The 25573-nt window shown below is 32.0% G+C and carries 22 protein-coding genes; 21 read left to right on the forward strand and 1 reads right to left on the reverse strand.

Going from position 1 to position 25573, the window contains the following annotated elements:
* Positions 1-11: 11 nt before the first annotated feature.
* The 7 genes from AC3E9W_RS11740 to ctlX all read left to right on the forward strand — a co-directional run bounded on the left by AC3E9W_RS11740 (position 12) and on the right by ctlX (position 7743).
* Positions 12-1004, forward strand: a complete 993-nt coding sequence (locus AC3E9W_RS11740; protein ID WP_008464329.1) for a DNA-directed RNA polymerase subunit alpha — start codon at positions 12-14, stop codon at positions 1002-1004.
* Positions 1005-1067: 63 nt separating this feature from the next.
* Entirely contained in the window at positions 1068-1559 is a 492-nt protein-coding gene (gene rplQ / locus AC3E9W_RS11745; RefSeq protein WP_306158148.1) for a 50S ribosomal protein L17, read from the forward strand.
* Between the two features lie 245 nt (positions 1560-1804).
* Positions 1805-2914 carry a glutamine-hydrolyzing carbamoyl-phosphate synthase small subunit gene (gene carA / locus AC3E9W_RS11750; protein WP_306158146.1) on the forward strand — a complete coding sequence of 370 codons (1110 nt, stop codon included), beginning with the start codon at positions 1805-1807 and terminating at the stop codon, positions 2912-2914.
* 111 nt (positions 2915-3025) lie between these two features.
* Positions 3026-4318 carry a phosphopyruvate hydratase gene (eno, locus tag AC3E9W_RS11755; protein WP_379816016.1) on the forward strand — a complete coding sequence of 431 codons (1293 nt, stop codon included), beginning with the start codon at positions 3026-3028 and terminating at the stop codon, positions 4316-4318.
* 155 nt (positions 4319-4473) lie between these two features.
* Positions 4474-5751 carry a citrate synthase gene (locus tag AC3E9W_RS11760; protein ID WP_456895559.1) on the forward strand — a complete coding sequence of 426 codons (1278 nt, stop codon included), beginning with the start codon at positions 4474-4476 and terminating at the stop codon, positions 5749-5751.
* 62 nt (positions 5752-5813) lie between these two features.
* Positions 5814-6728 carry a dimethylarginine dimethylaminohydrolase family protein gene (locus AC3E9W_RS11765; RefSeq protein WP_488768473.1) on the forward strand — a complete coding sequence of 305 codons (915 nt, stop codon included), beginning with the start codon at positions 5814-5816 and terminating at the stop codon, positions 6726-6728.
* Positions 6729-6807: 79 nt separating this feature from the next.
* Positions 6808-7743, forward strand: coding sequence for a citrulline utilization hydrolase CtlX (gene ctlX, locus AC3E9W_RS11770; RefSeq protein ID WP_488768474.1), 936 nt, complete (start codon positions 6808-6810; stop codon positions 7741-7743).
* Positions 7744-7823: 80 nt separating this feature from the next.
* On the opposite strand, the gene AC3E9W_RS11775 is transcribed toward ctlX, so the two are convergent.
* Positions 7824-8450, reverse strand: coding sequence for a MarC family NAAT transporter (locus tag AC3E9W_RS11775; RefSeq protein ID WP_095931487.1), 627 nt, complete (start codon positions 8448-8450; stop codon positions 7824-7826).
* Positions 8451-8602: 152 nt separating this feature from the next.
* Between AC3E9W_RS11775 and AC3E9W_RS11780 the strand changes: the two genes are divergently transcribed.
* From AC3E9W_RS11780 to AC3E9W_RS11845, 14 genes are all read left to right on the forward strand, one after another.
* Positions 8603-8968 carry a CoA-binding protein gene (locus AC3E9W_RS11780; protein WP_488768475.1) on the forward strand — a complete coding sequence of 122 codons (366 nt, stop codon included), beginning with the start codon at positions 8603-8605 and terminating at the stop codon, positions 8966-8968.
* Positions 8969-9132: 164 nt separating this feature from the next.
* Positions 9133-9753, forward strand: coding sequence for a recombination mediator RecR (gene recR, locus AC3E9W_RS11785; RefSeq protein WP_456895566.1), 621 nt, complete (start codon positions 9133-9135; stop codon positions 9751-9753).
* Positions 9754-9827: 74 nt separating this feature from the next.
* Entirely contained in the window at positions 9828-10619 is a 792-nt protein-coding gene (locus AC3E9W_RS11790; RefSeq protein WP_306158129.1) for a polysaccharide biosynthesis/export family protein, read from the forward strand.
* Positions 10620-10634: 15 nt separating this feature from the next.
* Positions 10635-13082: a polysaccharide biosynthesis tyrosine autokinase gene (locus AC3E9W_RS11795; RefSeq protein WP_488768476.1), complete on the forward strand. Its 2448-nt coding sequence runs from the start codon at positions 10635-10637 to the stop codon at positions 13080-13082.
* A gap of 10 nt (positions 13083-13092) precedes the next feature.
* On the forward strand, positions 13093-14076 hold the full coding sequence (locus AC3E9W_RS11800) for an SDR family oxidoreductase (RefSeq protein ID WP_488768477.1): 984 nt from the start codon (positions 13093-13095) through the stop codon (positions 14074-14076).
* Positions 14077-14103: 27 nt separating this feature from the next.
* Positions 14104-15495, forward strand: coding sequence for a UDP-glucose 6-dehydrogenase (locus AC3E9W_RS11805; protein WP_488768478.1), 1392 nt, complete (start codon positions 14104-14106; stop codon positions 15493-15495).
* A 35-nt stretch (positions 15496-15530) separates the two neighbouring features.
* Positions 15531-15995, forward strand: a complete 465-nt coding sequence (locus AC3E9W_RS11810) for a UpxY family transcription antiterminator (protein ID WP_488768479.1) — start codon at positions 15531-15533, stop codon at positions 15993-15995.
* A gap of 285 nt (positions 15996-16280) precedes the next feature.
* Positions 16281-17570: a nucleotide sugar dehydrogenase gene (locus AC3E9W_RS11815; RefSeq protein WP_488768480.1), complete on the forward strand. Its 1290-nt coding sequence runs from the start codon at positions 16281-16283 to the stop codon at positions 17568-17570.
* Between the two features lie 31 nt (positions 17571-17601).
* Positions 17602-18609 carry a mannose-1-phosphate guanylyltransferase gene (locus AC3E9W_RS11820; protein WP_488768481.1) on the forward strand — a complete coding sequence of 336 codons (1008 nt, stop codon included), beginning with the start codon at positions 17602-17604 and terminating at the stop codon, positions 18607-18609.
* Between the two features lie 12 nt (positions 18610-18621).
* Positions 18622-19668 (forward strand): dTDP-glucose 4,6-dehydratase, encoded by a 1047-nt coding sequence (gene rfbB, locus AC3E9W_RS11825; protein ID WP_488768482.1) that lies wholly within the window; start codon positions 18622-18624, stop codon positions 19666-19668.
* Between the two features lie 42 nt (positions 19669-19710).
* On the forward strand, positions 19711-22191 hold the full coding sequence (locus AC3E9W_RS11830) for an SLBB domain-containing protein (protein WP_488768483.1): 2481 nt from the start codon (positions 19711-19713) through the stop codon (positions 22189-22191).
* A gap of 8 nt (positions 22192-22199) precedes the next feature.
* Positions 22200-23273: a Wzz/FepE/Etk N-terminal domain-containing protein gene (locus tag AC3E9W_RS11835; protein ID WP_488768484.1), complete on the forward strand. Its 1074-nt coding sequence runs from the start codon at positions 22200-22202 to the stop codon at positions 23271-23273.
* The gene (locus tag AC3E9W_RS11840; protein ID WP_488768485.1) at positions 23270-24256 is read left to right on the forward strand and encodes an SDR family oxidoreductase; all 987 of its coding nucleotides are present in this window, start codon (positions 23270-23272) and stop codon (positions 24254-24256) included. Before AC3E9W_RS11835 ends, AC3E9W_RS11840 begins: the two co-directional genes overlap by 4 nt.
* Before the next feature lie 36 nt (positions 24257-24292).
* Positions 24293-25567, forward strand: a complete 1275-nt coding sequence (locus AC3E9W_RS11845) for a nucleotide sugar dehydrogenase (protein ID WP_488768486.1) — start codon at positions 24293-24295, stop codon at positions 25565-25567.
* Positions 25568-25573 lie beyond the last annotated feature (6 nt).

A 25573-nucleotide genomic window follows, 5' to 3' on the forward strand; every position in this document is an offset into this window, starting at 1 on the left:
AGTCGAAATTTATGGCAATATTTAATTTTCAAAAGCCCGATAAAGTTATCATGATCGATTCAACCGATTTTGAAGGTAAATTTGAGTTTAGACCTTTAGAACCTGGTTACGGATTGACAGTTGGTAATGCACTTAGAAGAGTTTTGCTTTCAGCGTTAGAAGGTTATGCAATTACATCTGTTCGTATCGAAGGTGTAGATCATGAGTTTTCTACTATTTCAGGTGTTGTTGAGGACGTTACAGAAATTATCCTTAATCTTAAACAAGTACGTTTCAAACGTCAGATTGAAGATATCGATAATGAATCAGTTACTATTTCTGTTTCAGGTAAAGACCAATTGACAGCAGGTGATTTCCAGAAATTTATTTCAGGTTTCCAAGTTTTGAATCCAGACCTTGTTATCTGTAATTTAGATTCTAAAATCAAATTGAACTTCGATTTAACAATCGAAAAAGGTAGAGGATACGTTCCTGCTGAAGAGAACAAAAAACAGAATGCTGCAATTGGAACGATTTTTACAGATTCTATTTTTACTCCGGTAAAAAATGTAAAATATGCAATCGAAAATTTCCGTGTAGAGCAAAAAACAGATTACGAAAAATTAGTTTTTGAAATCAAAACTGATGGATCTATTAATCCAAAAGATGCTCTTACTGAAGCTGCTAAAGTTTTAATTCACCATTTCATGTTGTTCTCTGATGAAAGAATTACACTTGAGGCTGACGAAATTGCACAAACAGAATCGTATGATGAAGAGTCATTGCATATGAGACAATTGCTTAAAACTAAGCTTGTTGATATGGATTTATCTGTGAGAGCATTAAATTGCTTGAAAGCGGCTGAAGTTGATACACTTGGTGATTTAGTATCGTTCAATAAAAATGACCTAATGAAATTCCGTAATTTCGGTAAAAAATCTTTAACTGAACTTGATGAACTTGTTGCAGTTAAGAATTTAACTTTCGGAATGGATTTAGCTAAATACAAATTAGATAAAGAATAAACCACTTCGTATTTTGCTCTCCAAAGAGGATAGTAGCAAGATGAAGGTTTTAAAAAACACGTCATGAGACACGGAAAAAAAATCAATCACTTAAGCAGACAGACTGGACATAGAAAAGCTATGTTGGCTAATATGGCTTGTTCTCTTATCGAGCACAAACGTATTAACACTACTGTTGCTAAAGCTAAAGCGCTTAAACAATTTGTTGAGCCTTTAATCACAAAGTCAAAAGAAGATACGACTCACAATCGTCGTATTGTTTTTGCTTACTTACGTAGCAAATATGCAGTAACTGATTTGTTCAGAGATGTAGCTGCTAAAGTTGGTGACCGTCCAGGAGGATACACTCGTATCATTAAAGTTGGAAATCGTTTGGGAGATAACGCTGATATGGCGATGATCGAACTTGTTGACTTCAATGAACTTTACAACGGAGGTAAAAAAGAAGTTAAAAAAGCTAAAAGCCGTCGTGGTGGTAAAGCTAAAAAAGCTGAAACTGCTGCTCCAGAAGCTCCTGCTGCTGAAACAGAAACGACTACTGAAGCTTCTGAATAATTATGAGAGTAATCATTCTATAATATTAAAAGGATAAACTAATTTTTAGTTTATCCTTTTTTTTTGATTTTTTTAAAGCTGAAAAAATGTAACTTATTTAAAATGATCGGTTTTATTTTTACGATTGAAAGTTTTAAAAAATCTTGGAAGGACTCTCTTAAAGAAGTAAATTTGCAAAATATCTAATTATTAATGAAGCTTTTTGAGTTTCATGCCAATTAAAAAAAAACAATACAAATTAAAGAATGAAATACACAACACGACAAAGCGCCATTTTATTACTTAGTGATGGAACTATTTTTCATGGGAAGTCTATCGGTATCAGCGGTAAAACTTTTGGTGAAGTTTGTTTTAATACTGGAATGACAGGATACCAAGAAATTTTTACAGATCCTTCGTATTTTGGTCAAATTATGGTTACTACTAATCCGCATATTGGGAATTATGGTATAAATGATTTAGAAGTTGAATCAGACAGCGTGAAAATTGCTGGTTTAGTTTGTAAAAATTTTAGTTTTAATTATTCAAGAGTAGGTGCTTCTGGAAGTTTGGAAGATTATTTTGCAAAACAGAATTTGATTTGCATTTCTGATGTTGACACAAGAGCATTAGTAAGCTATATTCGTGATAATGGTGCAATGAATGCCGTAATCTGTACAGATGGTACTTCAATTGAAGATTTGAAAAAAGAATTAGCGAATGTTCCAAACATGGAAGGTTTAGAATTAGCTTCAAAAGTTTCAACAACTGAACCTTATTTTGTTGGAGATGAGAATGCGACTTATAAAATTTCTGCGCTTGATCTTGGGATTAAGAAAAATATACTAAGAAACTTTGCGAAGAGAGATTGTTACATCAAAGTTTTTCCGTACAATACATCTTACGAGGAGCTGACTGCATTTAATCCTGATGGGTATTTCTTGTCAAATGGTCCTGGAGATCCAGATCCGTTGCATGGAGTAATTGATGTGGCTAAAAAAATTATAGCAGAAGATAAACCTTTATTTGGAATTTGCTTAGGGCATCAAATTATAGCTTTGGCTAATGGGGTTCAAACTTATAAAATGTTTGGAGGACACAGGGGAATCAATCACCCGGTAAAAAATCTTCTTACAGGTAAAGGTGAAATCACTTCTCAAAATCACGGATTCGCTGTTAAAAGAGAAGCTTTAGAAGGTCATCCAGAATTAGAGCTTACACATATACATTTGAATGATGATACTGTTGCAGGTATGAGAATGAAAAATAAGAATTGTTTTTCAGTACAATACCACCCAGAGGCTAGTCCTGGACCACACGATTCGTCTTATTTATTTGATCAATTTGTGGAGAATATAAAAACTAGCAAAGTCTAAAACGATGTAGTTAATAAATAAAGGTGCTTAATGACTAAAATGAGTTTTTAGTATTAAATATTTTTATACTTTCGAAAAAAAAATATAATTTATTAATAAAAAACAAAAATAATGAGTATTATAATTAAAGTTCACGCAAGACAAATTCTTGATTCTAGAGGTAATCCTACTATTGAAGTAGATGTAGTAACTGAAAATGGAGTTTTAGGTAGAGCTGCTGTTCCATCTGGAGCATCAACTGGAGAACACGAAGCTGTTGAATTACGTGATGGAGGTAAAGCTTATCTAGGTAAAGGTGTTTTGAACGCAGTGAATAATGTAAATACTGTTATTGCTGAAGAATTGGTTGGAACTTCTGTTTTCGAACAAAATACAATTGACCAATTAATGATTGATTTAGATGGAACTCCAAATAAATCTAAATTAGGAGCTAATGCTATTTTAGGTGTTTCTTTAGCTGCTGCAAAAGCTGCTGCTAACGAACTTGGTTTGCCATTGTACAGATATGTAGGTGGTGTTTCTGCTAATACATTGCCAGTTCCAATGATGAATATCATCAATGGTGGTTCTCACTCTGATGCGCCTATCGCATTCCAAGAATTCATGATTTTCCCTGTAAAAGCGACTTCTTTTACACATTCTATGCAAATGGGAACTGAGATTTTCCACAGTTTGAAAAAAGTTTTACACGATAGAGGTTTAAGTACTGCTGTTGGTGACGAAGGAGGTTTTGCTCCAAACTTGGCTGGTGGAACTGAAGACGCTTTAGATACGATCAAATTGGCAGTTGAAAAAGCTGGTTATTCTTTCGGTGACGAAATTATGATCGCTCTTGACTGTGCTGCTTCTGAATTTTATGTAAACGGTAAATACGATTATACTAAATTTGAAGGTGAAACTGGAAAAATCAGAACTTCTGAAGAGCAAGCTGATTATTTAGCTGAACTTGCTGCAAAATATCCAATTATTTCTATCGAAGATGGTATGTATGAAGATGACTGGGATGGATGGAAAGCTTTAACTGATAAAATTGGTGACAAAGTACAATTAGTTGGTGACGATTTGTTTGTAACTAACGTTGAGCGTTTGTCTACTGGAATTCAAAAAGGAATTGCTAACTCAATTTTAGTAAAAGTAAACCAAATTGGTACTTTAACTGAAACTATTGCAGCTGTAAACATGGCTAAAAATGCTGGTTACACATCTGTAATGTCTCACCGTTCTGGAGAAACTGAAGATAATACAATTGCAGATTTAGCTGTAGCTTTAAACTGTGGTCAAATTAAAACAGGTTCTGCATCTCGTTCAGATCGTATGGCTAAATACAATCAATTATTGAGAATTGAAGAAGAATTAGGAAGTACTGCTTATTTTCCTGGTTTAAATGCTTTTAAAATCAAATAATTGAACAAATTATATATTGGAAGAAAAACCATCCGCCGCGGCGGATGGTTTTTTTTTGGACTTTTAACAAATTCATAGCAGTATTCTTTTTTTAATTAGTCTTAAATTCATTAGATTTGATAAATTATTATTTAAAGAATTATTTCCAGTATATTATGTCAAAAATAGCTACATTAGAAATAGATGGTAAGAAGATTGAACTTCCAGTAATCACGGGGAGCGAAAACGAATCAGCTATCGATATCAACAAATTACGTGATTTAACAGGTTATATTACACTTGATCCAGGGTATAAAAATTCAGGATCTTGTACAAGTGAAATCACTTTCCTAGACGGAGAAGAAGGAATCTTACGTTACAGAGGATATTCAATCGAAGATCTTGCCGAAAAAGCTAGTTTCTTAGAAGTATCTTATCTTTTGATTTTTGGAGAACTTCCTTCGGCTAAACAATTAGAAGACTTTGAAAATGGTATTAAAAAACATTCTTTGGTAAACGAAGAAATGAAAAATATCATTGACGGTTTCCCAAAAACAGCTCACCCAATGGGAGTGCTATCTGCTTTAACAAGTGCTTTAACAGCATTTAATCCAAAAGCGGTAAATGTTGATAACGAAAAAGAAATGTATGAGGCTATTTGTAAAACAATGGCAAAATTTCTTGTAATCGCTACATGGACTTATAGAAAATCTATGGGTTATCCTTTAAATTATTATGATAACACGAAAGGTTATGTAGAAAGCTTTATGCAATTAATGTTTAAATTGCCTACAGGACCTTACGCTGCAAATCCAGTAATTGTAAATGCTTTAGATAAATTATTTATCCTTCATGCAGATCACGAACAAAACTGTTCTACTTCTACAGTTAGAATGGTAGGTTCTTCTCATGCTGGTTTATTTGCTTCAGTTTCTGCAGGAGTTTCTGCACTTTGGGGACCACTTCATGGTGGAGCGAACCAAGCAGTACTTGAAATGTTGGAAGAAATTAATAAAGATGGTGGTGATACTGATAAATTCTTAGCGAAAGCAAAAGATAAAAATGATCCGTTCCGTTTAATGGGATTCGGACACAGAGTTTATAAAAACTTCGATCCTAGAGCTAAAATCATCAAAAAAGCAGCAACAGAAGTTTTAGAAACTTTAGGTGTTGAAGATCCGATTTTAGAGATCGCAAGAAAATTAGAAAAAGCCGCTCTTGAAGATGAGTACTTTAAAGCAAGAAACTTATATCCAAATGTTGATTTCTACTCTGGAATTATCTACAGAGCTTTAGGAATTCCAACAGATATGTTTACTGTTATGTTTGCAATTGGAAGATTACCAGGTTGGATTGCGCAATGGAAAGAAATGCGTGAAAATAAAGAGCCAATTGGAAGACCAAGACAAATTTATACTGGACATCCATTAAGAGAGTTCAAGTCTAATAAATAAAAAACGAAAGCTTCACTTAACTGTGAAGCTTTTTTTATATTTGCTCAAAATATAATAAAGTTATGTTGCAATTAAATGTAAAGAACGAAACGTCTCGACTTCGTGCTGTAGTTCTGGGTTCTGCTGTTCATAATGGGCCAACTCCAACTATAGAAGAGGCTTATGACCCTAAATCATTGGAACATATTAAGGCAGGAACTTATCCTGTAGAAAAAGATATGGTTGCTGAAATGGATGCTTTTAACGCTGTTATTAAAAAGTATGATGTAACTGTTTATCGTCCGGAAATGATTGAAAATTATAATCAGATTTTTGCTCGCGATATTGGATTTGTAATTGATGATATTTTTGTAAAATCGAATATTCTGCCAGATAGAGAACATGAGTTAGATGCTATACAATATGTAATTGATCAGATCGATCCATTAAAAGTGGTTCGACCTCCAGAAGAAGTTCATATAGAAGGTGGTGATGTTATGCTTTGGAATGATCATATTTTTATTGGAACTTACAAAGGAAGTGACTATAAAGATTACATTACTGCCAGAACTAACATGCATGGTGTAAATTACATTAAATCTTTATTTCCAAATAAGATTGTAAAAGAATTCGATTTGGTGAAATCTAAATTGGAGGCACGTGATAATGCCTTGCACTTAGATTGCTGTTTTCAGCCTGTTGGAAAAGATAAAGGAATTATTTACAAAAGAGGCTTCCGTGAAGAAGCAGATTATTTGTATTTAGTAAATCTTTTCGGGAAAGAAAATCTTTTTCATATTGAAAGAAACGAAATGTATAATATGTTTTCGAATGTATTTTCTATTGATGAAAATATTGTAGTTTCTGAAAAAAACTTTACAAGACTAAATAACTGGCTTCGTGAAAATGGTTTTACGGTTGAAGAAATCCCGTATGCGGAAATTGCGAAACAAGAAGGATTGTTGAGATGTTCGACGCTCCCATTAATTAGAGATTAAAAAAAATAATTGTTTCAAGTTTCAGGTTTCATGTTTTTCTAACGTGAAACCTGAAACTTGAAACCTGAAACAAAATAACATGAAGCAGACAACAAATTCAATCGTAATGATTCGTCCAGTTGCATTCAGAATGAATGAGCAGACGGCGGTAAATAATTATTATCAAAAAGTATTGGACGGACTTTTACCAAGTACTGTTAATGCTAAAGCACAACAGGAATTTGATGCTTTTGTTGAAAAACTTAGAGCAGTTGGGGTAGATGTCACTGTTGTAGATGATAATTTAGAAACCGATACTCCGGATAGTATTTTTCCAAACAATTGGATTTCATTTCATGAAAATGGAGATGTAGCACTTTATCCTATGTTTGCAGAAAATCGTCGCCAGGAACGTCGTGAAGATATTTTGGATACATTGGAAGAAAAAGGATTTGAAATTTCTAATATCATGGATTACACTTCTGCAGAAGAAGATGGTATTTTCTTAGAAGGAACGGGAAGTTTATTGTTAGATAGAGCCAACGGAAAAGCATACTGTGCATTATCACCAAGAGCTGACGAGGAATTGTTTATCGAATTCTGTGAAGATTTTGATTATGCTCCTGTAATTTTTGAAGCTTTTCAAACGGTTGATGGAGAGCGCAAGCTAATTTATCATACGAATGTAATGATGTGCTTAGGTGAAAGTTTTGCTGTGATTTGTGCTGATTGTATTGATGATAAGAAAGAACGCAAAATGGTTTTGGATAATCTAAAAGCAGATAATAAAGAAATTATTTTAATAACAGAAGCGCAGGTAAATAACTTTGCAGGAAATATGCTGGAAGTTCGCGGAAAAGATGATAAGAGATATATAGTGATGAGCGCATCTGCACATCAGAGTTTGACTCCGAAGCAAATTGCCCAATTAGAAAATCATGCAGAAATCTTAAGTTCAAGTTTAGATACAATCGAAGCTTGCGGAGGAGGAAGTGCGAGATGTATGATGGCAGAAGTTTTCTTGCCAAGAAGCTAAAAATAAATACATAAAAAGAAAGGGCTGATATTTTATTGAAAATAGCAGCCCTTTCTTTTTGGAGAAAATTTTTATTTATATTAAAAATTTCCTTTGATAATATTTACAATGGCACTTACTATATACTGGATGCCAATTGAGATAACAATAAATCCGACAATCCTAGAAATAGCAACAATTCCAGAAGCTCCTAGAATTCTAGCCAAATAATGAGCGCTTTTTAAAATGGCAAAAATAGCTACAGCTATAGCAAGAATAGCTAGCGACGAAATTATGATTTCGTTTATTTCATGATGTTCTTGATAAAAAGCAATTAAAAGAGACATAGATCCAGGGCCAGCAAGCATTGGTATTGCTAATGGAGTGAGTGCAATATCATTTCTGTGTTGCGCTTCATTTTCAATTTTTTTATTGATTCCTCGTTTTTTGTTGAATTTTCCAGAAAGTAAAGAAAAACCAGAATTTACGATTACAATTCCACCCGCAATTCTTAAGGCATCTATACTGATTCCGAAAAAAGTTAAAACATATTGGCCTATGAAGTAAGAAACCAGTAATATGATAAAAACATTGATTGCTGTCCAAAGTGAGATTCGAGATCTTTCCTTTTGAGAGTCATGTTGAGTTAATCCGACAAAGATTGGTACGGTTCCAATCGGGTTTAGTACCGAAAATAAAGCGGCAAATAAGTAAATAAATAATTCCATATTATATTGGTTAGTGAAGTAAATGTAGTTATTTTTTGATGCTTTTACATGAATTTATGTTATGATAATATTTTTATTTGTTATTGATTCTAAATCAAAGGCATAAAATTAAATCGTTCTTTTTGATTACTTTTGCAGTCTAAATAAAAACTATGAAAAGTAAAAAAACATTGGTTATAGGAGCATCTACAAATCCGGAACGTTATTCATATAGAGCCGTTAATATGTTGGTTGGAAAAGGACATTCTGTTTTGGCAATTGGTCAAAAAGCAGGAGAAGTTGCTGGAGTAAAAATTCAGACTAAAGCAATACCAGTAAAAAATATTGATACTATTACTTTGTATTTAAATGCAGCTCGTCAAAGAGACTATTATAATTATATAATTGAAGCGCAACCTAAAAGGGTAATTTTTAATCCAGGAACTGAAAACCCAGAATTATATCAATTGTTGGATTTAAACAATATTGAAAAAGAAGTGGCTTGTACATTGGTTTTGTTAGCTACAAATCAATATTAAAAAATATTGCAAAGGTCTTAAAGAAAATACAATAAAGCGATAATGATAAATTGTTTAAAGTGCTGAAAAAGGTTTTATTTCTTGATGATTTTTCAATATTGTTAAGCCTTGAATTTAATGGCTTTAATGTAGGCTGAACCATTAAAAGTATTACTTTTGTCGTCATGGAATTTTCATCAAAATTAATTGAAAAAGCAGTAAACGAAATGTCACAATTACCTGGTATAGGTAAGCGTACGGCTCTTCGACTAGTTCTTCATCTGTTAAAACAGCCGAAAGAGCAAACTGGTTTTTTGTCTCAAGCATTGTTAAATATGCGTGAGGATATTAAGTTTTGTCAAAGTTGCCATAATATTTCTGATACTGAAATTTGTGAAATCTGTGCTAACCCAGTTAGAAATCATGAAACAATATGTATTGTAGAGGATATTCGTGATGTTATGGCTATAGAAAATACTGGGCAGTTTAAAGGGATATATCATGTGCTTGGAGGTAAAATTTCACCCATTGAAGGAGTTGGACCAAATCAGCTAAATATTTCTAGTTTGGTTGCAAAAGTAAAATCAGGAGATGTCTCTGAGATTATTTTTGCATTAAGCTCAACAATGGAAGGTGATACAACAAATTTTTATATCTATAAGCAAATTGCAGATTCGGAGATTATAATTTCTACAATTGCGAGAGGCATATCTGTTGGAGATGAATTGGAATATGCAGACGAAATAACACTTGGCCGAAGTATTTTACATAGAGTGCCTTTTGAAAAAACATTTAAAAATAATTAAATAACTAACCCCCAAATAATATATAGTTTTTATCTACACTAAAGGAAAACTATATTTGCGATAAAATTGAACGAATGACAAAAAAGAGCTTTTTTCTATTCTTATTAATTTCAGTGTTATTTACCTCATGTATTCCAATTAAAGATTTGGTTTATCTACAGGATAAAAACGATTCGGGTGAGCAAACATCTATTGCAGCTGTAGAATCAAAGCCATATAGATTACAGGTAAATGATATTATAAGTGTTAATATAAAAGCAATTGATCCAAAATTGGTTTCTATTTTTAATACAACAGAGGGTGAGGGAGGTCAAACTTCAAAATCAGAAGCAGGGCTCTATTTTGACGGATTTACAGTTGATGATCATGGAAATATTAGAATGCCAATTTTAGGGGAAATCAATGTTATTGGGTACACTCTTGAAGAGGTTCGAGTAAAAATTGAAAAAAAATTACTCGAAGAATATTTTAAAAGTGAAGCTAATATTTTTGTTACGGTTAAGTTAGCTGGTTTCAGGTATACTATAAATGGAGAAGTTGGAAGTACTGGAACTAAAACATTATTTAAAGATAATGTAACCATTTTAGAAGCTGTTGCAAATGCGGGAGATATTACTACAGTTGGAAATAGAAAAGAAGTAACAGTAATTCGCCAATCACCTACTGGAGTTCAAATGCATAATATTGATCTGACAGATGTAAACGTAATGAAATCTCCATATTATTATTTACAGCCAAATGATTATATCTATGTAAAGCCATTGAAACAAAAAACTTGGGGAACAGGACAGACAGGGATACAATCTGTAGGGACAATAATTACATTGTTGTCTTTAGCAACAACAGTTTACCTAATTATAAAATAAAAATAGATTTTTAAAATGTTAGACATTAAAGATTTTGCCATTTTTGAAAATCATTCTCACTTTGATTTTAAGGGGTTTCTGTTAAAAATTGCAAGTTACTGGAAATGGTTTCTTGTCAGTTTGATTATTACTTTCACAATTGCTTACCAAATAAACATTCGTAAAGAAAAAATTTACGGAATGCAGACGATGATTTCTATAAAAGAAGAAAGCAATCCTTTTTTTACTTCAAATACAAGTTTGGTTTTCAATTGGGGAGGAATTTCAGATCAAGTAAATGGTATTTCTACAATTCTTCAGTCAAGATCTCATAACGAATTGGTGGTCGATAAGCTTCAGTTTTATATAGATTATTTAGAGCAAGGAAAATATAATTTAATAGATTCTTATGGAGCCGTTCCTTTTTATATCGATATTGATAAAACGAAAGGACAGCTTGCAAATACACTACTTAGCATAAAGTTTTTAAGTGAAAACGAATATCAAATTCAAATTCCATTTGAAAATAATTCGGTTTCGCTCATAACTTATAGTAACAATTCTTATAGTAATACATCAGTACAGCCTGTAACTTTTATTAAAAAATATAAAGTAGGAGAGCGTGTTAATTTACCATTTTTGAATTGGAAACTTCAAATAACAGATAATCCAGGTTTCTATAAAGGAAAAGAATATTTTGTTCGATTCAATGATTTTGATGGAACTGTATCTGGATATAGAGGAATAAATGTAGATGCAGGAAAAAGCGGTGGATCGCTACTAACTTTGTCAATGCAGGGAACAAATAAAACCAGAATGGTTGATTATTTGAATTCTACTGTAAAAATGCTTATTAAAATACAGCTTGATGGCAAAAACCAATTTGCAACTAATACCATTAGATTTATTGATAGTACTCTTGTTGCAATGGAATCACAGCTCAAGCAAACAGGTAATGAATTAAAATCTTTTCAAAAGGATAAAAATATCTATGAAATTGAAGACGGAGGCTCTAAAGTTTCAGAAAAAATAATGGATTTTGATGTTCAAAAAGATCAATTGACTAGAAAAATAGCCTACTATAATTCGTTAAAATCTTATTTAAACAGTAGTGTAGATTATTCAAGATTGCCAGCACCTTCTGTTGCAGGAATTGAGGATCCAAATATTGTTGCAAATGTTTCTAAGCTGATTGCACTTTCTACTCAGAGATCAGAAATGGCTTATGCCGTTAAAAGTGAAAAAATATTTAAAGATTTTGATAATCAAATGGCTGCGGTAAAAAATGTTCTTCAAGAGAATATTGTTACAGCAAAAGCATCTTTAATATATGATTTATCTCTAGTAAACGCAAAAATTGGCCAGGCTGAAAGCACTGTTAAAAGACTTCCTGCTGAACAGCAAGAATTATTGAAAATCAAAAGAAAATATGATTTAAATGATAATATTTATACAGAATTTCTTCAGAAAAGAAATGAAGCTGAAATAGTAAGAGCGTCTAACTTATCAGATATTCATTTTATTGATCCTGCAAAAGATATTGGCGGAGGATTAATAGGCCCTAAAACTTCTGTAAATTATATAATGGCTTTATTTTTAGGGATTCTGGTTCCATTGCTTTTTGTTTTAGTGATTTTCTTCGTTAATAATTCAATTCAGAATAGTGAAGATATTAGTAAACTGACTCAAATTCCATTGCTTGGTGTAGTTGGTCTTAATAAAGATTCAGGTAGTATGGCGGTTTTTGAAAAACCAAAATCTGCTCTTTCGGAATCATTTAGAGGGATACGTTCTTCTCTTCAGTTTTTGTATAAAAAACAGCAAGTAAACGGATCCAAAACGTTAATGATAACTTCGTCAATTAGTGGAGAAGGTAAAACATTCTGTTCTATAAACATAGCTACAGTTTTTGCCTTAAGCGAAAAGAAAACAGTAATCGTTGGTTTGGATTTAAGAAAACCAAGACTAGCAGATGAATTTCAAATACAATCATCTTTGGGAGTTGTCAATTATTTAATAAGGCAAAATACCTTAGAAGAGATTACTAATTCGACACCAGTTCCAAATTTAGATGTAATACTTTCTGGACCAATTCCTCCAAATCCTTCAGAGCTAATTTTAAGTGATGCAATGAAAGAATTGATTGACGAATTGAAACAGAAATATGATTATATAGTTTTGGATACTCCGCCAGTTGGTTTGGTAGCAGATTCTTTAGAGTTAGTTCAGTTTGCAGATGTAACTTTGTATATTGTGAGACAAAATTATACTAAGAAGGATATGATAACGTTGTTAAATACCAGACTTAAGCGTGGGGAATTGAATAATGTGAGTATTGTTTTGAATGGTTATGAAAATAAAGCCAAATATGGTAGTGGATATGGCTACGGATATGGTTACGGAGCTTATTCGAATGGTTATCACGAAGAAGAGGTTAAAAATGGATTTTGGAAGAAATTTTTAAATCGAATTAAAAAAAGCTAAACTTTTATAAATGGAAAGTAAAACAAAAAATACAATTTTAATTACAGGAGGAGCTGGATTTATAGGTTCAAATTTGACTGAGTATTTTTTAGGTTTAGGTTATAAAGTAGTTTGTCTGGATAATTTTTCTACAGGTCACCGTCATAATTTAAAAGATTTTTTAAATAATTCTGATTTTAAATTAATAGAAGGAGACATTCGAAACTTGGCCGATTGTAATTTGGCGGTTGAAGGTGTAGATTATGTTTTGCATCAAGCAGCTTTAGGCTCTGTTCCAAGATCCATAAAAGATCCGATTACTACAAATGACGTAAATGTTTCTGGGTTTTTAAATATGCTTACTGCAGCACGAGATGCTAAAGTAAAACGATTTGTATATGCCGCAAGTTCTTCAACTTATGGAGATTCTCAAGGATTGCCAAAAGTAGAAGAGGTTATTGGAAAACCATTGTCTCCGTATGCAATTACTAAATATGTGAATGAGCTCTATGCAGAAATTTTCAGCAAAACTTACGGATTAGAAACAATTGGACTTCGATATTTTAATGTTTTTGGAAGAAAGCAAGATCCAAATGGAGCTTATGCAGCTGTCATTCCAAAGTTTGTAAAGCAATTTATGAATCATGAAAGTCCAGTAATCAATGGCGATGGAAATTACTCTCGTGATTTTACATACATAGATAATGTAATTCAAATGAATGAGCTGGCAATGACTAGTCAAAATCCAGAAGCTATTAATTCCGTTTACAATACTGCATTTGGCGATAGAAATACATTAAATGATTTAGTTAAATATTTAAAAGAATATCTATCCGAGTTTGATCCAAAAATAAAAGATGTTCCAGTTATATACGGAGAGAATAGGGCGGGAGATATACCGCATTCATTAGCAAGTATCGAAAAAGCAAAACAGAATCTGGGTTACAATCCAAAATATTCTTTGCAAGATGGATTAAAGGAAGCTGTTGAATGGTATTGGAATAATTTAAAATAAAGTTAAGATCAAGATAAAATAGATCAAATGAAAATTACAAAAATTTGCTGCATTGGTGCAGGATATGTTGGTGGACCTACAATGGCGGTTATTGCTCAAAAATGCCCGCATATTCAAGTTACAGTTGTTGATTTAAATGAACAAAGAATAGCAGATTGGAATGATCCAAATCCTGAAAATATTCCGATATATGAACCAGGTCTTTCTGAGATTGTTGCAGAAGCACGAGGGCGAAATCTGTTTTTTTCTACAGAGGTAGATAAAGCAATAGATGAAGCTCAAATGATATTTATTTCCGTAAATACGCCAACGAAGACTTATGGAAAAGGTAAAGGAATGGCAGCTGATTTGAAATATATCGAATTATGTGCAAGACAAATTGCGCGAGTTGCGAAGCAAAATAAAATAGTTGTCGAAAAATCCACTTTGCCAGTTAGAACCGCAGAAGCTATTAAAAGTATATTAGACAATACAGGAAATGGTGTTCAGTTCCAAATTTTATCTAATCCAGAGTTTCTGGCAGAAGGAACAGCAGTAACAGATTTGTTAAATCCAGATCGAATTTTGATTGGTGGCGACACAACTCCAGAAGGTGAAGAGGCTATTAATTCGTTAGTAGAAGTTTATTCGAATTGGGTAAAAAAAGATCAAATCTTGACAACAAATGTTTGGTCGTCTGAATTATCTAAACTTACAGCAAATGCATTTTTGGCACAGCGAATTTCTTCAATTAATGCAATGTCTGAGCTTTGCGAAAAAACAGGAGCAGATGTAAATGAAGTAGCTAGAGCGATTGGTATGGATAGCAGAATTGGGCCAAAATTCTTAAAGGCTTCAGTAGGATTTGGTGGTTCTTGTTTTCAAAAAGATATTCTGAATCTAGTCTATATTGCTAAGTCATACGGATTGAACGAAGTCGCAGATTATTGGGAGCAGGTAATTATCATGAATGATCATCAAAAAAGAAGATTTTCTAATAAAATTGTTCAGACATTATACAATACAGTAGCCGATAAAAAAATTACTTTTTTAGGTTGGGCTTTCAAAAAAGACACAAACGATACAAGAGAGTCGGCGGCAATTTATGTTGCAGATGATTTGATAAATGAACAGGCTAAAATCTCGGTTTTTGATCCGAAAGTTTCTAAAAATAAAATGCTAAACGATTTAGATTATTTAGAAACAAGAGCAAAAGAAGAAAATATAAAAGCTTTAAATGCTTTTGAAGACGCTTATGAAGCATGTAAAGATGCTCATGCAATTGCCATTTTAACAGAGTGGGATGAATTTACAACTTACGATTGGAAAAAGATCTACGATTCTATGCATAAACCAGCTTTTGTGTTTGATGGAAGAAATATTTTAGATGCTAAACAATTAGAGGCAATCGGATTCGTTTATAACGGTATCGGGTCATAAATTGTTTTGTATTTTATAATGATAAATGAAAGAGAATGAATTGGTACGTAGTTTATACAAAACCGAAGTGGGAAAAAAAAGTTGCAGATAAGCTTAATCAGTTGGGAATAGAATGTTATTGCCCGATGATTACTCAGGTAAAACAGTGGTCAGACCGAAAAAAGAAAGTTGAGACTCCTCTTTTTAATTCCTATGTTTTTGTTCAATTACCCGATTCAGAACGTAATTTGGTTTTTCAAGTTGCTGGAGTTGTGAGATATTTATTCTGGTTAGGAAAACCAGCAATTGTAAAAGATCAAGAGATCGAAATTATTAAAACAAGTTTAAAAGCTCCGAATTTAAGTGAAGTTTCCGTATCTGGTATTCAGGTTGGAGATAAAATTAAATTAGAATCAGGGGCATTTAGTAATCAGAATGCAATTGTACAAGAAGTGTCTAATAATTACTATATTTTAGTATTGGAGGCTTTGGGGTGCGTATTGAAAATAAAGTATAAATAGTTGTGAAATTTCATGCAATATAACAGGAGGAAAAATCTTTATAGAATTTTTTTCTTCTGTTTTTTTTATAAAGTATTTATTTACGGTCTGATTAGTAGATGATTGTAAATGTTAATTTTTAGTGCAAATAAAGGTTTTCAGTGTAATACGGGAAACCGTATTGAATTACTAGACTTAATATACTATATTTGCGCGAAAATCATTAATTTAGGTATCTGAGTCAGGGTTATGTGACTGAGAACGGCGAAGCTGTGAGTTTTAGTGACCAAATTAAATTAAAAAAATATGAAGTTGGAAAATAATGTAAAAATTGCAGTTATTGGTCTAGGTTATGTAGGCCTTCCCTTAGCACGATTATTTGCTACAAAATACCCAGTTATTGGTTTTGATATAAACGAATCTAGAGTTAATTCCTTAAAATCGGGAACAGATACAACTTTAGAAGTTGAAGATGATGTTTTGCAAAAAGTTTTGGTAGATAAGCCAAATCAAAACAAAGGACTTTATTGCACAACATCGTTAAATGATATTGCGGACTGTAATTATTATATTGTTACCGTTCCTACCCCAGTTGATAAAAATAATAGGCCAGATTTAACGCCTCTTTACAAGTCAAGCGAAACTGTTGGTAAAGTTTTAAAAAAAGGTGATATTGTTGTTTATGAATCAACTGTTTATCCTGGGGTAACAGAAGAACAATGCGTGCCAGTTCTCGAACAAGTTTCAAACTTGAAATTTAACGAAGACTTTTTTGCTGGATATTCTCCGGAGAGAATAAATCCAGGAGATAAAGAACATACCGTTGAAAAAATTTTAAAAGTAACTTCAGGATCAACTCCAGAAATTGGATTGAAAGTAGATGCTTTGTATAAATCTGTAATCACAGCAGGAACACATTTAGCACCGACAATAAAAGTTGCAGAAGCAGCTAAAGTTATTGAAAATTCACAGCGAGATATTAATATTGCTTTTGTTAATGAGTTGGCTAAGATTTTCAATTTAATGAATATTGATACACAAGAAGTCTTAACAGCCGCGGCAACAAAATGGAATTTTTTACCTTTTAAACCTGGTCTTGTTGGTGGGCATTGTATTGGAGTAGATCCTTATTATTTAGCACAAAGAGCACAAGAATTTGGTTATCATCCTGAAATAATTTTAGCTGGAAGACGCTTAAATGATAGTATGGGTGAATATGTAGCTTCTCAAATAGTGAAGCTAATGATAAAAAAAGGTATTTCTGTTAATGGCGCTGAATTACTAATGCTTGGAATTACTTTCAAGGAAAATTGCCCAGATGTTAGAAATACCAAAATTGTTGATGTTGTAAGAGCTTTAAAGGAATATGGTATTGTAGTAACAATTTTTGACCCTCTTGCAAATGCACATGATGTAAAAAAAGAATATAATTTAGTAACATTAGACTCTATTCCAGATAATAAATTTGATGCAATAGTTCTAGGAGTCTCTCATGCAGAATTTTTAGAATTAGATTTTGTCAAATTGCAAAAATCAAATAGTTTATTATATGACGTAAAAGGAGTTTTAGGTGCTATAGCTGATAATAGATTATAGAACTAAAATCCTTTTTTTATTTTAAGAGATAATGGAAACAAAAAATTCAATAATACATGTAGTCTTAACAGGCGGAGTAGGAAGCAGATTATGGCCTCTTTCACGTAAAAGCCAGCCAAAACAATATTTAGAAATTTTTGAGGGTAAATCTTTATTTGAAATGACAGTTGAACGCAACAGTCATTTAGCAGGTAAAGTTATGGTAGTAGGAAATGTTGATAATCATCATTTAAGTGGAAAGGTGATGGATAAAACCAAAACTTCTTATACTAATATTGTAGAAGCGACACCAAGGAATACAGCAGCAGCTATTGCCTTTGCAGCTTTTGCTTCAAATCCAGATGATATATTAATTGTTACACCATCTGATCATATTATTGATAAGATGGAGGATTATAACAATGCAATTCAAGAAGCGATTTCTAAAGCAAAAGATGGCTTTATAGTTACTTTCGGAATTATTCCAATAAAACCAGAAACAGGTTACGGTTATATTGAATCTAAAGGAGATAAAGTAATATCATTTCGAGAAAAACCAAATGAGACTACTGCAAAAGAATTCATAGCAAGAGGAAATTTCTTGTGGAATAGTGGAATGTTTTGTTTTAAAGCAAGTGTGCTTTTAGATGAATTGAAACAGTTTCAGCCAGATGTTTATGAAAAATCAAAAGCAGTTTGGGAATCAAGTAAAGAAGGATTTCTAAATTTAAATTTATCAATGGAAATTCCATCAATTAGTATTGATTATGCAGTGATGGAAAGAAGCAAAAAAATTAAAGTAGTCCCAGCTTCATTTTCTTGGTCTGATTTAGGCTCTTTCGAATCTGTATATGAATATCTTGTTTCAAATGGCCATCCTATAGATTCAAACGGAAACATGGTAATAGGCTGTAATAGCCATACAACTTTTTTAGGACTACGAAATACTATTTTTGTACATACTGAAACTGCTAATTTAATTTTGCAAAAAGAAAATTCGCAAGACGTAAAAGATATATATAACGAATTAGAGAAACAAAATTCGGATTTATTAAATTAGGTAAATTTTAAAATGAAAAAAATACTTATAACTGGTGGAGCTGGTTTTATTGGTTCACATGTAGTAAGAAGATTTGTTAATAAATATCCAGAGTATCAAATCTTTAATTTAGATGCATTAACTTATGCAGGAAATCTAGAAAACATAAAGGATATAGAAAATCAATCAAATTATACCTTTATAAAAGGAGATATAGTTGATGAAGTTTTTATTAATGAACTTTTTTCACTCCACAATTTTGATGGTATTTTGCATTTAGCAGCAGAGTCTCATGTCGATCGTTCAATAGAAGATCCATTAGCGTTTGTAAAAACAAATGTAATTGGAACAATGAATTTGTTGAATGCAGCAAAAAAACAATGGAAAAATAATTTCGAAGGAAAAAGGTTTTATCACATTAGTACAGATGAAGTGTATGGTTCATTAGGAGCTGAAGGATTATTTACAGAAACAACTTCTTATGATCCAAATTCTCCATATTCAGCTTCAAAAGCAAGTTCAGATCATTTTGTAAGAGCTTATGGAGAAACTTATGGGTTACCATATGTTTTAACAAATTGTTCAAATAATTATGGTTCATATCACTTTCCAGAAAAGCTTATTCCACTTTTTATTAATAATATAATAAATAATAAATCGCTACCTGTTTATGGTGATGGAAATTATACAAGAGATTGGTTATTTGTAGAAGATCATGCAATCGCTATAGATTTAGTTTTTCATGAAGGAAAAAATCATGAGACTTACAATATAGGAGGATTTAATGAATGGAAGAATATTGATCTGGTTAAGTTATTGTGCAAAATAATGGATAGTAAATTAGAAAGAGAAGCTGGTACTTCTGAAAAACTAATTACTTATGTGAAAGATAGACCAGGTCACGATTTGAGATATGCAATTGATGCTTCAAAAATTAATAAAGAATTAGGTTGGAAACCCTCAGTAACTTTTGAAGAAGGATTAGAGAAGACTATAAAGTGGTACTTGAATAATCAAGAATGGCTTCAGAATGTTACTTCAGGGGCTTATAAAGAATATTATCAAAAGCAATATTCATAAATCTCAATATTGTATTTTAAAATTTTAATTTTTTAAACTAATATGAAAAAATTAGCATACGTTCTTACTTTGTTTTTTGTTCTGATGAACTCCATAAATGTGCATGCACAAGACATAATGAGATCAAAAGATTTAAGCACTATTCAAGTTGATTATCTATCTGATGATGATTTAGCAAAAATAAGTGCGCAGCTAAAAAGCAATAATGCAACGATTGATCAAGTTGAATCGATGGCATTATCAAAAGGTATGAGTCAAACAGAGTTTAATAAACTTCGAGTTAAACTTAATGAGTATGAAAAGAAGAAAACTAAGGATGGCGCTAAAGATAAAAACAATGATAGTAAATCAAAAACAGGTGAGAAAACTTCAGAGTTTGGAAGGAAACAAAGTGAGATAAAAAATGAGAAAGTAAAAGATTCTTTAAATGCATTAATTTTTGGATCTGAGCTATTTGATAATCCTACTTTAAATTTTGAGCCAGATTTGAATTTGGCTACTCCTATGAATTATGTTCTTGGTCCTGGTGATGAACTACAAGTAAGTGTTTATGGTATTCAAGAATATAATGCCAATGTGCCAGTAAGTGTTGAAGGAAAAATAAGTATTGACTACGTTGGACAAATTTCGGTTTCAGGAATGTCTATCGAAGCAGCTACGCAAAAAATAAAAGCTGCTGTTGCTAGAGTTTATAGCACTGTTCGTTCTGGACAATCTCAGGTCAGTATCAGTTTAGGAAAAATACGTACTATAAAAGTAACAATTGTTGGAGGCAAACAGCCAGGGAACTATTCAATTTCGTCTTTAGCAACCGTTTATAATGCGTTGCATTTAGCTGGTGGCCCTGGAAAGAATGGCAGTTATAGAAATATTGAATTGATAAGAAATAATAAGGTTTATAAAAATATTGATATTTATAGATTTTTAGTTAAGGGAGATCAATCTGATAATGTTGCCTTAAAAGAAAATGATGTAATTAGAATTCCAGCTTATAGCCAAAGAGTAACTGTGGAGGGCGAAGTGAAGAGACCAGGAATTTTTGAGATGAAAAAGGGAGAAAAATTTGCTGATTTATTAAAATTTGCATCTGGTTTTAATGAGTTTGCTTATACGGCATCAGTAAATGTATTGCAAAAAACAGGAAAAGAATTTAAGGTACACGATATAAATGAAAGTGAATATAATACTTATCAGCCACAATCAGGAGATGTTTTTAGAGTTACTAAGATTCTAAATCGATTTGAAAATCGTATTAAGATTGAGGGGGCTGTTTTTAGACCAGATTATTATTCTTTTTCAGAAGGAATGAGAGTTTCCGATCTTGTTACGAGAGCAGAAGGATTAAAAGAAGATGCATATAGTAAGCGAGCAAGAATTATCCGGTTAAAAACAGATTTGACTACAGAAATTGTAAACGTAGACTTAGGCGCTGCTTTGTCAGGTGATTTAAATGCAGATATTGAATTAAAAAGAGAAGATATAGTTACAGTATATTCTATTTTAGAGTTTAGAGAAGAATATAAGGTTACAATTGACGGCGAAGTAAAAAATCCGGGTGAATATGAATACTTTGAGAATCTCACATTAAATGACTTAGTTGTTCAAGTAGGTGGATTAACAGGTTCTGCTTCAAAACGAGTTGAAATTGCAAGAATGATTAAATCTGATGCCATTGATGATGCTGATCCTAAACGTGTAGAAGTAGTAGAGCTGGAAATAACCGCAGATAATAATGAACAAGTCAAGAATTTTGTTCTAAAACCTTTTGATGTCATTAATATTCGCCGTATGGCAGTTTATGAAAAACCAGAAATGGTTAAAGTAAGTGGTGCAGTAACTTATCCAGGAAAATATGTATTAGCTAATAAAAAGGAAAGGGTTTATAATGTTGTAATGAGAGCTGGTGGACTAACATCTATTGCTAATTTGGATGGTATGAAGATAAAAAGGCCAATTAAAGAAGAGCAAATAGAGCAATTAGAAAGTATCAATCTTAATCTGGACAAGAAAACTACTTCAGAAGAAGGATCTAATTTGAAGGAAAATGATACACTTAAATCTAAATTGTCTAAAAAACTTAGAGATGAATTAAAATATACTACTATTCCAGTTAATTGGGAAAAAATAGTAAAAGATAAAAATCACTACTCTAACGTTACATTATTTCCTGGTGATGAAATCGAAGTTGCAGTATATAATGAAGGGGTGAAAGTAACAGGAAATGTTTTATTAACATCTGAAATTCCTTATAGAAGCGGAAAAGGATTTAAATATTATATTAATTCTGTAGGAGGTATAGATAGTAAAGGTTGGAAGAAAAAAGCATATATAATCTATCCAAATGGGAAAGCTGCGGTAACAACTTCATTTTTATTTTTTAAATCTTATCCAAAAGTTGAACCAGATTCTCAGATAGTAGTTCCCGAGAAGCCAGAAAGAAAGAAAATGACTGCTGGTGAATGGGTTGGTATTGGAAGTGTAGTTTCTAGTTTAGCATTATTGATTGTTACAGCTTTTAAATAAAATACTAAATGGAGAATAAAATGTCAGTTGAAATGGATGAAATGTCTGTAAAGGAACTATTTCAGAAAGCAAAAGAATGGTATGGATACTTATTGATAAAATGGAAAATTATTTTATTAGCAGGAATAATTGGTGCTGTTTTAGGCTTTGCCTATGCGTTTCTAAAGAAACCTACTTATACAGCAACTTTAACATTTGCCATCGAAGATGAAAAATCTGGAGGAGGTCTTGGAGGAGCACTTGGATTAGCTAGTTCGTTTGGTCTAGATATTGGAGGAGGAGGAGGAGGAATATTTTCAGGTTCCAATTTGGCTGAATTATTTAAATCTCGTACAATGATAGAGAAGACTCTTATGACCCCAGTAACAATAGATGGGAAAGTAATCTCTTTAGCTGAAATGTACATTCAAAATAATGAATGGAGAGATAAATGGAAAAATAATCCAAAACTTAAAGATTTGCAGTTTTTACCTAATACAGATCACAAAAATTTTACGCGTGTTCATGATAGTATTTTAGGTAATATATATCAAAGTTTATCAAAAACATCTTTATCTGTTGCACAAAAAGATAAAAAAATTTCAATCATAACTATGGATGTAGTGTCAAAAAATGAATTGTTCTCTTTTTATTTTTGTGAAGCTCTTGCAAAACAAGTTGGCAAATTTTATGTAAATACTAAAAGTAAAAAGGCCAGAATAAATATGGAAATTCTGGAACATCAGGTAGATTCTATTAGAAGTGAACTTAATGGTGCTATAACGGGTGTTGCATTAGCAAATGACAATACTTTTAATCTTAATCCTGCATTAAATGTGCGACGCGCTCCTTCGGCAAGAAGACAAGTAGATGTTCAAGCAAATACAGCGATATTAACAGAATTAGTTAAACAAGCAGAACTTGCAAAAGTTACTTTACGTAAAGAGACACCTTTAATTCAAGTTATTGATAAGCCTATTTTACCTTTGCATAAGGAAAAAGTTGGAAAAATTAAAGCAATTATTATCGGAAGTATTCTTTTTGGATTTTTGATTATTATCTATTTAGTGGCTATAAGAATAATAAAAAATATACTAAAATGAAAATACTAATTACGGGGGGCGCTGGATTCATAGGATCTAATTTGTCCGAATATTTTTTGAATAAAAGTTATGAAGTGGTTTGTTTAGATAACTTTGCAACTGGCCATAGACATAATATTGTATCCTTTTTAGGAAACTCAAATTATACTTTGATTGAAGGTGATATAAGAAATTTTGATGATTGTAAAAAAGCAGTGCAAAATGTTGATTTCGTTTTACATCAAGCTGCATTAGGATCTGTTCCTAGATCAATTAAGGATCCTATAACTAGTAACGATGTGAATATAAGTGGTTTTTTAAATATGCTTATTGCTTCTCGTGATGCAAAAGTTAAGCGCTTTGTTTACGCAGCAAGTTCATCAACTTATGGAGATTCAGAAGCTCTTCCAAAAGTAGAAGATAAAATTGGAAAACCCTTGTCCCCTTATGCAATTACAAAGTATGTAAATGAATTGTATGCGGATATCTTTAGTAAAACATATGGATTAGAAACAATCGGATTAAGATATTTTAATGTTTTTGGGAGAAAACAGGATCCTAGTGGGGCATATGCAGCTGTGATTCCAAAATTTGTTATGCAATTTATGGAATATGAAAGCCCTGTCATCAATGGAGATGGAAATTATTCTAGAGATTTTACATATATAGATAATGTGATTCAAATGAATGAATTAGCTATGCTGACAACGAATGCGGAAGCTATTAATACAGTTTATAATACAGCATTTGGAGATAGAACTACTTTAAAGCAATTAGTTGATTTACTTAAAAAATATTTAAGTGTTTATGATTCTAAAATTGCTGATGTAAAAGTAGTTTATGGACCGAATAGAGCCGGAGATATACCTCATTCATTAGCAAGTATTGATAAAGCTAAAAGATTATTAAATTATAATCCCCAATTTTCTATTCAAGATGGGTTAAAAGAAGCTGTAGATTGGTATTATAATAATTTGAAGTTGAAGGAGCAAACCAATCAGTAAAAAAAGGAATAAAATTTTATAATTAGATAGTTGAAAATGAATAAAATCGCGATTATTGGCCTAGGTTATGTAGGACTTCCTTTAGCTAGATTATTTGCCACAAAGTATTGCACTGTTGGATTTGATATTAATAAAAATAGAATTTTAGAACTAAATGAAGGCTATGATAGTACACTAGAAGTAGATGAAGAAGTTTTGAAGAGTGTTTTAAAGAGCAGTTATTCCGACAAAATTGGTCTTTATTGTACAGATAATTTATCTAATCTGAAGGAATGCAACATATTTATTATTACAGTTCCAACACCAGTTGATAAAAATAATAGACCTGATTTGACGCCACTTTATAGAGCTAGTGAAACTGTTGGGGCAGTATTGAAGAACAATGATATTGTTGTCTATGAATCTACTGTGTATCCCGGTGTGACTGAAGAAGAATGTGTTCCTGTTCTTGAAAGAGTGTCTGGTTTAAAATTTAATACTGATTTTTTTGTGGGATATTCTCCTGAAAGGATTAATCCAGGTGATAAAGAGCATACTGTCGATAAGATACTAAAAGTTACTGCCGGATCTACGCCGGAAATAGGTATTGCGGTTAATGATTTGTACAAAAGTGTTATTACCGCAGGAACTCATTTAGCACCAACTATAAAAGTCGCAGAAGCAGCAAAGGTGATCGAAAATTCGCAACGAGATATTAATATAGCTTTTGTTAACGAGTTGGCTAAGATATTTAATTTAATGGATATTGATACACAAGCAGTACTTGAAGCTGCTGGTACCAAATGGAATTTCTTACCATTTAAGCCTGGTTTGGTTGGAGGTCATTGCATTGGGGTTGATCCTTACTATTTGGCTCAAAGAGCTCAAGAGTTTGGATACCATCCGGAAATTATTTTAGCCGGGAGAAGGTTAAATGATAGTATGGGGGAATATGTAGCTTCTCAGGTAGTTAAGTTGATGATAAAGAAAGGGATAACCGTTAATGGAGCTAGTTTATTAATGCTAGGGGTAACTTTTAAAGAAAATTGCCCCGATGTTCGAAATACAAAGATTGTTGACGTTGTTAGATCATTGAGTGAGTATGGAATTCAAATTACTATTTATGATCCATTAGCCAATCCAGATGAAGTAATGCATGAATATAAAATTCATACAACTCGAAATATTCCAAATCAAAAATTTTCGGCAATAGTTTTAGGTGTAGCACATAAATCGTTTTTGGAAATGGATCTTTCTTTATTGCAGAATGAAAAAAGTATTTTATATGATGTAAAAGGAATTGTTAAGATGAATGTTGATGGAAAATTGTAAATATTA

It is taken from the genome of Flavobacterium sp. 38, assembly GCF_057799715.1.

What these genes read in the sequence shown, in the direction of transcription:
- AC3E9W_RS11740 (WP_008464329.1), top strand. Translation starts at nt 12, where the DNA reads ATGGCAATATTTAATTTTCAAAAGCCCGATAAAGTTATCATGATCGAT.
- rplQ (WP_306158148.1), top strand. Translation starts at nt 1,068, where the DNA reads ATGAGACACGGAAAAAAAATCAATCACTTAAGCAGACAGACTGGACAT.
- carA (WP_306158146.1), top strand. Translation starts at nt 1,805, where the DNA reads ATGAAATACACAACACGACAAAGCGCCATTTTATTACTTAGTGATGGA.
- eno (WP_379816016.1), top strand. Translation starts at nt 3,026, where the DNA reads ATGAGTATTATAATTAAAGTTCACGCAAGACAAATTCTTGATTCTAGA.
- AC3E9W_RS11760 (WP_456895559.1), top strand. Translation starts at nt 4,474, where the DNA reads ATGTCAAAAATAGCTACATTAGAAATAGATGGTAAGAAGATTGAACTT.
- AC3E9W_RS11765 (WP_488768473.1), top strand. Translation starts at nt 5,814, where the DNA reads ATGTTGCAATTAAATGTAAAGAACGAAACGTCTCGACTTCGTGCTGTA.
- ctlX (WP_488768474.1), top strand. Translation starts at nt 6,808, where the DNA reads ATGAAGCAGACAACAAATTCAATCGTAATGATTCGTCCAGTTGCATTC.
- AC3E9W_RS11775 (WP_095931487.1), bottom strand. Translation starts at nt 8,450, where the DNA reads ATGGAATTATTTATTTACTTATTTGCCGCTTTATTTTCGGTACTAAAC.
- AC3E9W_RS11780 (WP_488768475.1), top strand. Translation starts at nt 8,603, where the DNA reads ATGAAAAGTAAAAAAACATTGGTTATAGGAGCATCTACAAATCCGGAA.
- recR (WP_456895566.1), top strand. Translation starts at nt 9,133, where the DNA reads ATGGAATTTTCATCAAAATTAATTGAAAAAGCAGTAAACGAAATGTCA.
- AC3E9W_RS11790 (WP_306158129.1), top strand. Translation starts at nt 9,828, where the DNA reads ATGACAAAAAAGAGCTTTTTTCTATTCTTATTAATTTCAGTGTTATTT.
- AC3E9W_RS11795 (WP_488768476.1), top strand. Translation starts at nt 10,635, where the DNA reads ATGTTAGACATTAAAGATTTTGCCATTTTTGAAAATCATTCTCACTTT.
- AC3E9W_RS11800 (WP_488768477.1), top strand. Translation starts at nt 13,093, where the DNA reads ATGGAAAGTAAAACAAAAAATACAATTTTAATTACAGGAGGAGCTGGA.
- AC3E9W_RS11805 (WP_488768478.1), top strand. Translation starts at nt 14,104, where the DNA reads ATGAAAATTACAAAAATTTGCTGCATTGGTGCAGGATATGTTGGTGGA.
- AC3E9W_RS11810 (WP_488768479.1), top strand. Translation starts at nt 15,531, where the DNA reads ATGAATTGGTACGTAGTTTATACAAAACCGAAGTGGGAAAAAAAAGTT.
- AC3E9W_RS11815 (WP_488768480.1), top strand. Translation starts at nt 16,281, where the DNA reads ATGAAGTTGGAAAATAATGTAAAAATTGCAGTTATTGGTCTAGGTTAT.
- AC3E9W_RS11820 (WP_488768481.1), top strand. Translation starts at nt 17,602, where the DNA reads ATGGAAACAAAAAATTCAATAATACATGTAGTCTTAACAGGCGGAGTA.
- rfbB (WP_488768482.1), top strand. Translation starts at nt 18,622, where the DNA reads ATGAAAAAAATACTTATAACTGGTGGAGCTGGTTTTATTGGTTCACAT.
- AC3E9W_RS11830 (WP_488768483.1), top strand. Translation starts at nt 19,711, where the DNA reads ATGAAAAAATTAGCATACGTTCTTACTTTGTTTTTTGTTCTGATGAAC.
- AC3E9W_RS11835 (WP_488768484.1), top strand. Translation starts at nt 22,200, where the DNA reads ATGGAGAATAAAATGTCAGTTGAAATGGATGAAATGTCTGTAAAGGAA.
- AC3E9W_RS11840 (WP_488768485.1), top strand. Translation starts at nt 23,270, where the DNA reads ATGAAAATACTAATTACGGGGGGCGCTGGATTCATAGGATCTAATTTG.
- AC3E9W_RS11845 (WP_488768486.1), top strand. Translation starts at nt 24,293, where the DNA reads ATGAATAAAATCGCGATTATTGGCCTAGGTTATGTAGGACTTCCTTTA.